This window comes from Pseudomonas sp. LBUM1657, from assembly GCF_059716075.1.
In genome coordinates this window covers 3,314,083-3,326,123 of the sequence record NZ_CP166799.1, presented here as the reverse complement: position 1 = coordinate 3,326,123, position 12,041 = coordinate 3,314,083, and the positions used below count along the sequence as shown (strand labels likewise).

General features: G+C 59.2%; 12 protein-coding genes and 1 pseudogene. 6 read left to right on the top strand and 7 right to left on the bottom strand.

Annotation, left to right across the window (positions count from 1 at the left end; all coding sequences use genetic code 11):
• The 5 genes from ACA055_RS15360 to ACA055_RS15340 all read right to left on the bottom strand — a co-directional run bounded on the left by ACA055_RS15360 (window position 1) and on the right by ACA055_RS15340 (window position 3,615).
• Entirely contained in the window at window positions 1–246 is a 246-nt protein-coding gene (locus ACA055_RS15360; RefSeq protein WP_497679414.1) for a hypothetical protein, read from the bottom strand.
• Window positions 247–397: 151 nt separating this feature from the next.
• Window positions 398–874, bottom strand: a complete 477-nt coding sequence (locus ACA055_RS15355; protein WP_497679413.1) for a PA2171 family ribosome-binding persister protein — start codon at window positions 872–874, stop codon at window positions 398–400.
• Between the two features lie 254 nt (window positions 875–1,128).
• Window positions 1,129–1,425, bottom strand: a complete 297-nt coding sequence (locus tag ACA055_RS15350) for a hypothetical protein (protein WP_497679412.1) — start codon at window positions 1,423–1,425, stop codon at window positions 1,129–1,131.
• Window positions 1,426–1,610: 185 nt separating this feature from the next.
• Entirely contained in the window at window positions 1,611–2,954 is a 1,344-nt protein-coding gene (locus ACA055_RS15345; protein ID WP_497679411.1) for a cation:proton antiporter, read from the bottom strand.
• Between the two features lie 46 nt (window positions 2,955–3,000).
• Window positions 3,001–3,615, bottom strand: a complete 615-nt coding sequence (locus ACA055_RS15340; RefSeq protein WP_497679410.1) for a Yip1 family protein — start codon at window positions 3,613–3,615, stop codon at window positions 3,001–3,003.
• 169 nt (window positions 3,616–3,784) lie between these two features.
• Here ACA055_RS15340 and ACA055_RS15335 point away from each other — a divergent pair, with 169 nt between their 5' ends.
• From ACA055_RS15335 to ACA055_RS15325, 3 genes and pseudogenes are all read left to right on the top strand, one after another.
• Window positions 3,785–4,285, top strand: a complete 501-nt coding sequence (locus tag ACA055_RS15335; protein ID WP_497679409.1) for a CinA family protein — start codon at window positions 3,785–3,787, stop codon at window positions 4,283–4,285.
• An 11-nt stretch (window positions 4,286–4,296) separates the two neighbouring features.
• Window positions 4,297–4,425, top strand: coding sequence for a hypothetical protein (locus ACA055_RS15330; RefSeq protein ID WP_497679408.1), 129 nt, complete (start codon window positions 4,297–4,299; stop codon window positions 4,423–4,425).
• A gap of 125 nt (window positions 4,426–4,550) precedes the next feature.
• Window positions 4,551–4,688: pseudogene (locus ACA055_RS15325) on the top strand (YetF domain-containing protein); the annotation flags it as partial.
• 66 nt (window positions 4,689–4,754) lie between these two features.
• On the opposite strand, the gene ACA055_RS15320 reads toward ACA055_RS15325, so the two are convergent.
• Window positions 4,755–5,612: an SDR family oxidoreductase gene (locus ACA055_RS15320; protein WP_497679407.1), complete on the bottom strand. Its 858-nt coding sequence runs from the start codon at window positions 5,610–5,612 to the stop codon at window positions 4,755–4,757.
• 251 nt (window positions 5,613–5,863) lie between these two features.
• Complete coding sequence (locus ACA055_RS15315) at window positions 5,864–7,018, bottom strand: MalY/PatB family protein (protein ID WP_497679406.1); 1,155 nt, start codon at window positions 7,016–7,018, stop codon at window positions 5,864–5,866.
• Window positions 7,019–7,385: 367 nt separating this feature from the next.
• Between ACA055_RS15315 and fdnG the strand changes: the two genes are divergently transcribed.
• The 3 genes from fdnG to ACA055_RS15300 are packed head-to-tail and all read left to right on the top strand — an operon-like array spanning window position 7,386 to window position 12,037.
• The gene (gene fdnG, locus ACA055_RS15310; RefSeq protein WP_497679405.1) at window positions 7,386–10,451 is read left to right on the top strand and encodes a formate dehydrogenase-N subunit alpha; all 3,066 of its coding nucleotides are present in this window, start codon (window positions 7,386–7,388) and stop codon (window positions 10,449–10,451) included.
• On the top strand, window positions 10,452–11,387 hold the full coding sequence (gene fdxH / locus ACA055_RS15305) for a formate dehydrogenase subunit beta (protein ID WP_497679404.1): 936 nt from the start codon (window positions 10,452–10,454) through the stop codon (window positions 11,385–11,387).
• Complete coding sequence (locus ACA055_RS15300) at window positions 11,384–12,037, top strand: formate dehydrogenase subunit gamma (RefSeq protein WP_497679403.1); 654 nt, start codon at window positions 11,384–11,386, stop codon at window positions 12,035–12,037. Before fdxH ends, ACA055_RS15300 begins: the two co-directional genes overlap by 4 nt.
• The last annotated feature ends 4 nt before the right edge of the window (window positions 12,038–12,041 follow it).

The following is a 12,041-nucleotide window of genomic DNA, read 5'->3' as shown; positions in this document are numbered from 1 at the left end:
TCAATGTTCAGTACCGGCGTCCGCGTTTTTCTTGAATCCGCGCAAGTTCATGGCACACAGGCAAAACTGCAACACGATCAGCGCGTAGGCATGGGTGTGGTAACCCCATATCACCCATAAAACATTGCTGACAATAAAGCAGATGAAACCTGAAACCCTGCGCGAAGGGGTTTGTGAACCAATCAACCACGCTGCCAAAACCGTGACCAGCATCGCTGGCCATTGCACCCAATCGAGATAATCCATTTCACCCCCTGATGAGCAGCTAGAGGTGTAAAGCGTATACGACCTGTGGGAGCGGGCTTGCTCGCGAAAGTGGCGTGTCAGTCGACATTGATATTGGCTGATTCTCCATTTTCGCGAGCAAGCCCGCTCCCACAAGGATTTTGCACCGGGATCAAGCCGCCAGATTGGCCGCGCTCATTTCTTTTTTGTACTGGGCTTTCAAGCTTTCCATTTGCGCCCCCAATTCTTCCAGGGTTGCTTTGCCCAGAAGCTTTTTGGCCTGGGGAAACATTTCCGTTTCTTCCTCTTCGATGTGGTGCTCCAGCAGTTCCTTGACCACTTTCACCCGACCGGCGAATTCAGGGGTGGACGGGTCGGTGACTTTCAGGTCGGGTAACACCAGTGAATCAACGGTGCGGTGTTCTTCCTTGGCTTCGTAATACATCACATCTTGCTCCTTGCCCCCGGCCTTCTTGTACGCCGGGTACAGGACTTCTTCTTCCAGGCGGGTGTGGATGCTGATTTCCATTTCCAGCTTGGCCAGCAACTCTGTGCGCTTTTTAATCCCGCGCTCAGTGGATTCACTCAACTGGGTCAGGATGCCTTTTACGCGTTCATGGTCGGCTTTCAACAGGTCTATGGCGTTCATGGTCGAGTCTCTCGAATAGTCACGGGGGTGAGCGCGAACGGTCTCATGGCCGAAGGTCGCTCATAGTCCTTGAGCATTTGTCGTGCCGCTTTTGTCGAGCGATATTTTTTATGAAAAACAACGGGTTGGAATCGCTGATGGCGAACTGAAGTCGTGCAGGCTGCATGAGTCCGGAAATTGACTCATGCAGTTCGCAGTGGAGGTTTGATACCCCGGGCAAAAAGAAGCCCGGCGAATGGGCCGGGCTCTTGATTTCATGCTCTGGATTCGAGCGGCGGGTGCAATCGATGAGCGTTGTTCGTGGATATCGAGATCGGTGGAAAGTCCTCGTTGAGCACGCGTAAGTGCCCGATTGCTTCCTCGAACTTCAAGTCGGCTTTCCTGCGCATGGCTTGGTAACGATCAAACAATTCCCCGTCCAGTTCACTGCCCTCCAGCAACTCATAGGCGCTGCGGCTCAACGCCTGTGCTTCTTCGAACATTTGACGATTGCGTTCCAGGGCGAACGCTCGGCAGGCTTTGATTTCTTCGCAGGTGGAATAGTGGATCATGACCAGCACCTTATTTTCGAGGTCCCTTTTAATAGGCATCGACGCCGCAGGGGAACCGAACCTGGCGAGTCCCGCCGTATAAAAGCCGGGCAGGATTAAGGTTGTGACCTGCCGGATTGCCAAAGGATTTCAAATTTATCAGCGTGAAAATTCGATATTTCTGTCGTGAAAACACAGATAAAAAATCAAATTACCTGTTTCTTGCGCCGTTCATACCGGGCAAGGATCGGTTGAGTACTGAGCCCATGGACAAGGATGCTCAGCGCGATCACAGACAATGTCAGGTCGGTACACAGCGTTGCGACCGACGGCCCCAATCCGTGATTCAAGGCATAGAACAAGTAAAAAAGGCTGCCGATGCCGCGTATGCCGAACCAGCCGATCACCATGCGCTGGTGACGGTCCAGCAAATTGCCCCAGGGCATGACGAAAACGCTCAGCGGTCGAATCAGGCCAAACAATACGCCACCGATCAGCAGCGCTCGCCAGTCCCAGTGTGCAATCAGCACAACGCCGAGCAGCGTGACCAGAAACACTTCCATGGCCCGCTCCACAAGACTGCCGAACGCGAGCATATCGCCCATCATGATGCCCGCCGCGACCTGCGAGTCTTCGAGCTGGTCGGTATCGCCATGGACGGCGTGCTGCGGCTCGACGTTCTGATGACCGACCACGGGCTGTACCAAATGCTCGGCGGGCAGCGCGGCATCGCCGGTGGACTTGACCTCCGCCCGGCGCAGGCCCAGGCCCGCGGCGAACACCGACAGAAACCCGTAACCGTGGATTGACTCGGCCACGACATACGCCAGGGCGATCAGCGCCAGGGCCAGGTAATCGTTGGGAGACAGGGTGCTGTCGTCATTTTTGATCCGCAGTGACAGGGTCACCAGGCCAATGCCACGGCCCATCCAGTAGCCGGTTAGTAACCCGGCGGGGACCGCCCACAGCACGCTGCGCAATGCCCAATCGCCCAACCAGCCAGGGTTGCCCTCGTGTTGCAACAGGAGCAGCCCAAGGATCACGAACGGAAACGCGATCCCGTCATTGAGCCCGGCCTCACCGGAAAGGCCGAACCGCACGCTGTCATCGTCCCGGGCGTCGTTGACTTGCACCAGGGCGGCGAGCACGGGGTCGGTCGGCGCCAGAATCGAGGCGATCAGCACGGACGCGCCCCACGTCACCTGGAAACCGTAATGCAGCAGCAATGAGACGCCGGCAATGGTCAACACCATGACCGGAACCGCCAGGCCGATTGCTATCCGCCAGTTCTTCTCCCGGAGCGGCAAGCGTAACTTCAAGCCACAGACGAACAGGGAGAACACCACCGCGACTTCCGTCAGGTGCTCCATCCAGATCGATGCGTCTTCCGTGTCCAGTTTCAACAAGCCGAGCCCCGCCGGCCCGATGGCGACGCCCAGCACCAGGCACACCGCCGACGTGGTCACCGGCATCCAGCGCAGGTACGACGACGTCAGCGCCAGTGTCAGCAACACGGCCCCCAGCACCGCTACCCACACAATGAAGCTCATGCGCGATACTCAACAGGTGCGGGCCGGGATGCAGGGGGGCGGGTCATCAACCGACGGTCGCGCGAATATATTCAGGCGTCAGCACGTTGAACCAGATCAGGATCATTTCCACCAGAATGGTGACCAGCACCAACAATCCAACCCCCCAGACGCACGCGGCATTGAGCAGGCCTTGTTCCTTGCGTTCGTGCATGAACGTCGGCAGACCGACAAACAGCAGGAAGGTCGAATAGAGGGAGGCCGCGCCCAGCACCGTGATCGCCAGCCAGCGGCTCGGGTACAGACCGGCAATGCCGGCGAGGAAAAACGGCGTCACGGTGTAGGCCGCAAACCCGATGCATTGATTGACGGTCGGTCGTGCGTCGAAGGTGCGCGACATCCAGCGGATGAACAACCCCATCAGCGCCACTCCGGCGACGATGGTCACGTAGAGCATTACACACAGTTGCATTGCGCTGCTGGCGCTGAGTTTCACCGTTTCGTTCTCGGCCAGGCTCCAGCCCACATACGTGGTCCCGATAAACAGGCACACGGCGGGGATCAAGGCGAGCAGCAGCAAGTGAGCGAGATAGTGGCGCGGATGCGCTTCCTCTTCCTTGCGGATATCCGTCCACGCGAAGTTCGGTTGGGTAAACAGCTTGACGACGATAGGTGCGGACATGACGACCTCCTGATCGGGGAGCGGCCCGTGACAGGGTCCCTAAACGTATTGAGGGGCGAGTTTTGCCAGGGGTTCATTTTTTATCTCCTGACCCGAGCGTGCGCCGATAGAGGGAATGTTTAGACGCGGTGAAGGTCAACCGATCAGCTTTCTGTCTGGATGATTTGCCATGAGCGTCAGCCAATCCGTGGTCGAGTATTTGCGTGAAAACGACTTGCTGCTGACCACCGCAGAATCGTGTACGGCTGGAAAAATCGTCACGCTGCTGGCGGAGATTCCCCACAGTGGCGACCTGATCGAAAGTGGATATGTGGTCTATTCCCCAGAGGCGAAGCAACGATTGCTCCACGTCAGCCCCTATACGATCGAGACCTTCAACCTGACCAGTTGTGAAGTCGCTCGGGAAATGGCGTTGGGTGCGCTGCGCGACAGCACGGCCAATGTTGCGGTGGCGACCACCGGCATCCTCGGGCCGGAAGATATCGATGGCATTCCCGCCGGCACCATTTGTTTCGCCTGGGCCTACCAGACCGAGCAGGGGCGCAGTGTATTCAGTCGACAACAGCGATTTTTCGGCACGCGTTGCCAGGTCCAGTTATGGGCCGCGGAGCACGCGTTGAAGTTGCTGCCGCATTTCCATCAACGGGCGTTGGCCGGTGAGCAAGGATAGGGACGCACGCCATGAACGATGATTCAGGCCATACCGATTACCACAGCCGCGACTATCCCGTTCGTGAAGACATGGCGCATCAGGTCAAGGTCTGGCGGTTCGAACGTTGGGGCTGGTATGTCTTGGTGTTGTTGGTGTAGCTGGCACTGCTCGAGTTGTTTTCACGGGGGCCGTTGAGCAGCCGGGACGTTCACGGCTCTGATGGCAAAGTCAGGGTGCAATACGAAATGTTCCACCGCAACGGATCGTCCCACCCGATGCAGATCAGCGTGATCGGTGTGCCCGATTGCCGATCGAGGCCGATATTATGGAAGCCGCACGCTCGAGTCAGGGCATCGAGACCCTTGAGCAAATCAAGTTCGCGATCCTTGAACGCAACGGCAAGATTTCGGTGATCGCTTAAGAGCAATCCTGATTGTGGCGAGCGAGCGTGCTCGCCACAGGTTTGTCACTGACTCAAATACTGCGCTCAAAGCATCGGTTTGCCACCCGTGACCCCGTAACGTTGGCCGGTAATGTAACTGCCCTCATCCGAGGCCAGCAGCACATAGATCGGCGCGCACTCGACAGGTTGGCCGGGGCGGCCGAGCGGTGTTTGTCCGCCGAAATTCTGAACCTCTTCGTCTGGCATGGTCGAGACGATCAGCGGCGTCCAGATCGGCCCCGGTGCCACGCAGTTCACCCGGATGTTTTTCGGCCCGAGCATTTGCGCCAGGCCGGCGGTGAAGTTGGCAATCGCGCCTTTGGTCGTGGCGTAAGCGAGGAGGGTGGGTTTGGGCATGTCGGAGTTGACCGAGCTGGTGTTGATGATCGAACTGCCAGGTTTCATGTGCTTCAGCGCGGCCTGACAAATCCTGAAAATGGCTGTGATGTTGACGTCGAAGGTCATCACCCATTCTTCGTCCGGGATATCTTCGAGGTTTTCATGGGTCATCTGGAACGCGGCGTTGTTGACCAGAATATCGATCCGGCCGAAGCGTTCGACCGTCTTGTCCACCAGGGCTTGGCACTGCGCTTTCTGCGCCAGATCACCGGGCAGTAACAGACATTGACGACCGGCCTGCTCGACCCAACGTGCGGTTTCCTGCGCGTCTTCATGTTCATTGAGGTAGGCCACGACGACATCCGCGCCTTCGCGGGCAAAGGCAATCGCCACCGCGCGACCGATACCGCTGTCGGCGCCGGTGATCAGGGCGATCTTGCCGTCCAGCCGGCCCGAGCCTTTGTAACTCTGCTCGCCGCAATCCGGGTACGGTTCCATTTTTTTCTGGGAACCGGGGACAGCCTGGGGCTGTTTGGGGAAGGGAGGTTTTGGATAGTCAGTCATCGGGAAATCTCCGGTCTCAATGTAAAAGGATCGAGCGAAGAGGTTGCTCGTTGAGGGTTGACCCCGGTCTTTTGGCTTGAGTTCGGTTGGATTTCAGAGGGCTGCTCAAACTTTCAAATCACCCCAACCCCCTGTGGGAGCGGGCTTGCTCGCGCAGTCAGTGTGTCAGTCAACCTCTCAGTCGCCTGACACTCCGCCTTCGCGAGCAAGCCCGCTCCCACAAGGGGATCTTTGTTGTGTTTGAGCTCGGATCAGGCCTTGCGATTGAGCAAACTACGCTCCATCCGCGCAATGCCTTCTTCCAGCAAGGCCCGTGGGCAGCCGAAGTTCAGGCGTACGAACTGTTGGTTCTGATCGCCGAAATCCAGCCCCGGACTCAGCCCGACTTTGGCCTGCTCCAGGAAAAACTGCTGCGGGTTGTCCAGCCCCAGTGCCGAACAATCGAGCCACGCCAGGTAAGTGCTTTGGGGCACGTTCATGGTGACTCCCGGCAACCGGGTGCGAACGGCGTCGACCAGGTAATCGCGGTTGGCCTGCAGATAACTCATGAGTTCGGCCAGCCACGGTGCGGCTTCGCTGTAGGCAATGCGGGTGGCTTCCATCCCCAGTGGATTGACGCTGTCGACCATGCCGCAACGGGCGTGGTTGACGCGCTCGCGCACGGCGCGGTCCTGAATGATCATGAACGAGGTTTTCAGCCCGGCGATGTTGTAGGCCTTGCTCGCCGACATCAGCGTGATGGTGCGTCGGGCAATCTCAGGGCTCAGCGATGCCATGGGAACGTGTTTGCGACCGTCGAAGCACAGCTCGGCGTGGATTTCGTCGGAGATGATCCAGGCGTCTTGTTCCAGGCAGACAGCGGCGAGGGCTTGCAGCTCTTCCCGTGGGAACACCTTGCCCAGCGGGTTATGCGGATTGCTCAGCAGCAGCGCACCGCCACCTTCCAGGGACTGACGCAAGGTATCGAGCGGCGTGGCGTAGGTGCCGTCAGCCAGTGGATCGAATTCGAGCTCGACTTTATTCAGTCCCCAATGCCCTGGCGCATGGCGCAGCGGCGGATAGTTGGGAACCTGCACCACCACGTTCTGTTGCGGCTGGACCAACGCCTTCAGGGCCATGTTGAAACCCGATTCCACACCCGGCAGGAAAATCAGTTCTCGCGGCTCTACACGCCAGGCGTATTTGTGCCAAAGGTCTGCAACGATGGCATTGCGCAGGTCATCCTGGGCCACGCTGTAGCCGAGCAACGGGTGTTCCAGACGTTTTTGCAGGGCCTGGATGATCACCGGCGGCGCGGCGAAGTCCATGTCGGCGACCCACATCGGCAACACGTCGGCCGGGTAACGGCTCCATTTGGTACTGCCGGTGCTGTGGCGGTCGAACACCTGATCAAATTCGAAAGTCATGCTCATCTCATAAAGGCCGGGATTAATTCGGCAGTCATGATAATCGCCAAGACCTGTGGGAGCGAGCCTGCTCGCGATGGCGGGATTGTTCCAAACAACACAAAGCTTGTGGGAGCGGGCTTGCCCGAGATAGCGGTGGGTCAGTCGCCGTCCATATTGAATGTGCGGCCGTCATCGCGGACAAGCCCGCTCTCACACGTTTCGAGCCTACCGATTCATGACCGACAAACGGCCGGCGGTCGGTTTTCACACAGCGGGCCAACACTTTGTCTAAAGTTTGAAGTGTCGGCAGCCAGTCTGTCGCAACCGTGATTGTCCAGAAAAACCCGGCATAAGTACCGGGTCTCCACCTGATCAGGAGTGCACGATGGACCTCAACCGTCGTCAGTTCTTCAAGGTCGCTGGTATCGGCCTTGCGGGCTCGAGCCTGGGCGCGCTGGGCATGGCCCCGGCGCCGGCCTTCGCCGAGCAGGTGCGCCACTTCAAGCTCGCCCACACCCATGAAACCCGCAACACCTGCCCGTATTGCTCGGTCGGCTGTGGGTTGATCATGTACAGCCAGGGTGATACCGCCAAGAATGTCGCGCAAAACATCATCCATATCGAGGGCGACGCCGATCACCCGGTCAACCGCGGCACCCTTTGCCCCAAAGGCGCGGGCCTGCTGGACTTCATTCACAGCCCCGGTCGCCTGCAATACCCGCAAGTACGCAAACCCGGCAGCACCGAGTGGACGCGGATCTCCTGGGATGAAGCACTGGATCGCGTCGCCGACCTGATGAAGGCCGACCGCGACGCCAACTTCATCGAGAAGAACGATGAGGGCGAAACGGTAAACCGCTGGCTGACCACCGGTTTCCTCGCAGCGTCAGCAGCGTCCAACGAAGCGGGCTACATCACCCACAAGGTTGTTCGCAGCCTCGGCATGCTGTCATTTGATAACCAGGCGCGCGTCTGACACGGCCCGACGGTGGCAAGTCTTGCCCCGACGTATGGCCGTGGAGCCATGACCAATACCTGGACCGATATCGCCAACGCGAATCTGATCCTGGTGATGGGCGGCAACGCAGCAGAAGCGCACCCGTGCGGTTTCAAATGGGTGACCGAAGCCAAGGCGCACAACGCGGCGCGGCTGATCGTGATCGACCCGCGATTCACCCGGACCGCTTCGGTGGCCGACTATTACGCACCGATTCGCACCGGCACCGACATCGCCTTCATGGGCGGGCTGATCAACTACCTGCTGACTGAGGACAAGATTCAGCACGAATACGTGCGCAACTACACCGACGTGTCGTTCATCGTCAAAGCGGGCTATGGCTTCGAGGATGGCATCTTCAGCGGTTACGACGTCGCCAAGCGCAGCTACACCGACAAGTCCGGCTGGGGCTATGAACTCGGTGAGGACGGCTTCGTCAAGGTCGACCCGACGCTGCAAGACCCGCACTGCGTTTACCAATTGATGAAGCAGCATTACAGCCGCTACAACATCGAACTGGCGAGCCAGATTTGCGGGATGCCGGTCGATGCCATGCAAAAAATCTGGGAAGAAATCGCCACTTGCTCGCAACCGGGCAAGACCATGACGATTCTCTATGCCCTGGGCTGGACGCAGCACTCGATCGGCTCGCAAATCATCCGCAGCGCGGCAATGGTGCAATTGCTGCTGGGCAACGTCGGCATGCCGGGCGGGGGCGTCAACGCCTTGCGCGGGCACTCCAATATCCAGGGACTGACGGACCTGGGCCTGTTGTCCAACGCACTGCCGGGATATCTGACCTTGCCCGGCGATGCCGAGCAGGATTACACCGCCTACATCACCAAGCGCACGCAAACACCTTTGCGTCCGGGGCAACTGTCCTACTGGCAGAACTACAGCAAATTCCACGTCAGCCTGATGAAAGCCTGGTACGGCGCCAATGCCACAGTTGAAAACAATTGGGCTTTCGAGTACCTGCCGAAACTCGACATCCCCAACTACGACATCCTGAAAGTGTTCGACCTGATGGGCCAGGGCAAGGTCAACGGCTATATGTGCCAGGGCTTCAACCCCATCGCCGCGTTGCCCGACAAGAACCGTGTGATGGCGGCACTGGCCAAATTGAAATGGCTGGTGGTAATGGACCCGCTGTCCACCGAAACCTCGGAATTCTGGCGCAACGTCGGGCCGTACAACGATGTGGAAACAGCGGGCATCCAGACGGAGGTGATTCGCCTGCCCACCACCTGTTTCGCCGAAGAAGACGGCTCGCTGGTCAACAGCAGCCGCTGGCTGCAATGGCACTGGAAAGGTGCCGACGGCCCGGGTGAAAGCCGCACCGACGTGCGCATCATGAGCGAGCTGTTCATACGCCTGCGCCAGCGTTACCAGGCCAACGGCGGCGCTTATGCCGAGCCGATCCTCAAACTGTCCTGGCCATACAAGATTGCCGAGGAACCTTCGCCGGAAGAACTGGCCAAGGAAATCAACGGCTACGCCACGACGGACTTTACCGACGCTACCGGTGTGGCGATCAAGGGCAATTCGCAACTGCCCGGTTTCGGCTTGCTCAAGGACGATGGCAGCACCGCTTCCGGTTGCTGGATTTTCTGCGGCAGTTGGACCGAGACGGGCAACCAGATGGCCCGGCGCGACAACAGCGACCCGTACGGCATGCACCAACACCAAGGCTGGGCCTGGGCGTGGCCGGCGAACCGACGGATTCTCTACAACCGTGCCTCGTGCGACCCGCAAGGCAAGCCGTGGGCGGAGAACAAGCGACTGGTGTGGTGGAACGGCAAAGTCTGGGCCGGTACCGACGTGCCGGACTTCAAGGCCGACTCGGCACCGGAAGCCGGGATGAATCCGTTCATCATGAACCCCGAAGGCGTGGCGCGATTCTTCGCTGTCGACAAGATGAACGAAGGGCCATTCCCCGAGCACTACGAGCCGTTCGAAACTCCTATCGGCATCAACCCGCTGCACCCGGAAAACAAGAAGGCCACCAGTAATCCGGCGGCGCGGATCTTCGATTCGGTGTGGGACTCCCTCGGCGTGGCCAAGGATTATCCATATGCCGCCACCAGCTATCGGCTGACCGAGCATTTCCACTTCTGGAGCAAGCACTGCAAGCTCAACGCGATCTCCCAGCCCGAGCAATTCGTCGAGATCGGCGAGGTGCTGGCCAAGGAAAAAGGCATCGTGGCCGGCGACCGGGTGCGGGTCAGCTGCAAGCGCGGGCACATAGAAGCGGTGGCGGTGGTGACCAAGCGGATCCGTCCGTTGCAAGTCAACAATCAGGTGGTGCACCAGATCGGTATCCCGTTGCACTGGGGCTTTACCGGGCTGACGCGCCACGGGTATTTGACCAACACCCTGGTGCCGTTCCTCGGCGATGGCAACACTCAGACCCCGGAATCCAAGTCATTCCTGGTCAACGTGGAGAAAGTCTAAATGGCCAGCCAAGACATCATCGCCCGTTCGGCCACCACCACCGTCCCGTCTTCGGTCCGCAATCAGGAGGAAGTGGCCAAGCTGATCGACACCACCAAGTGCATCGGCTGCAAGGCCTGCCAGGTCGCCTGTTCGGAATGGAACGAACTGCGCGACGATGTCGGCCACACCCTTGGCACCTACGACAATCCCCAGGACCTCACGGCAGAAACCTGGACCTTGATGCGCTTCACCGAGCATGAAACCGACGCCGGCAATCTGGAGTGGCTGATTCGCAAAGACGGCTGCATGCATTGCGCCGAACCCGGTTGCCTGGCGGCGTGCCCGAGTCCGGGGGCGATCATCAAGCACGCCAACGGCATCGTCGACTTCGACCAGGATCATTGCATCGGCTGCGGCTATTGCATCACCGGTTGCCCGTTCAACATTCCGCGCATCTCACAAAAAGATCACAAGGCCTACAAGTGCACGCTGTGTTCTGACCGGGTGGCGGTGGGGCTGGAACCGGCCTGCGTGAAGACCTGTCCGACCGGCGCCATCGTGTTCGGCACCAAGCAGGACATGAAGGAACACGCCGCGGAACGCATCGTCGATCTCAAGAGCCGCGGCTTCGACAACGCCGGTCTGTACGACCCTGAAGGGGTTGGTGGCACCCACGTCATGTACGTGTTGCACCATGCAGACACGCCGACGTTGTATGCCGGCCTGCCGAGCGCCCCGACCATCAGCCCGCTGGTGGAGTTGTGGAAAGGCGTGAGTAAGCCCTTGGGGTTACTGGCCATGGGGCTGGCGGTGCTGGCCGGGTTCTTCCATTACGTGCGCGTCGGGCCACAACTGGTCGAGGAGGATGAACATCCGACCAGCGTCGATCCAGCGGTGCATGAAGTCGATCCGTCGGTGCACATCTACGATCCGAAGGGGGAGGACAGGCCATGAACGACAAACCGATCCTGCGCTACACCTCTGGGCAGCGCACCAATCACTGGCTGGTGGCGATTCTGTTTTTGATGGCCGCGTTGTCAGGCCTGGCGTTGTTTCATCCGGCGTTGTTCTGGCTGAGTCATTTGTTCGGTGGCGGCCCGTGGACACGCATCCTGCACCCGTTCATGGGCGTGCTGATGTTCGTGCTGTTCCTCGGCCTGGTGATTCAGTTCTGGCGGGCGAATTACTTCATCAGCAACGACCGACTGTGGCTGCGGCGCGTGGGGCGGGTGGTGCGAAACGAGGAGGAAGGCGTGCCGGCGATCGGCAAATACAACCCGGGGCAGAAGTTGCTGTTCTGGGTGTTGCTGATCTGCATGTTGGTGCTGTTGTTCAGTGGGCTGGTGATCTGGCGCGCTTATTTCAGCGAGTACTTCGGCATCACCAGTATTCGCTGGGCCATGCTGCTGCATGCGTTGGCGGGTTTCATTCTGGTGCTGAGCATCATCGTCCACATCTATGCCGGGATCTGGATCAAGGGTTCGGTCAGCGCCATGCTACATGGCGGGGTCAGTCGCGCCTGGGCAAGGAAACACCATGAACTCTGGTACCGGGAAGTGACCCGAGACGAGCACCCCGACCGACCGGTCAACAAAAAAGGATAACCCC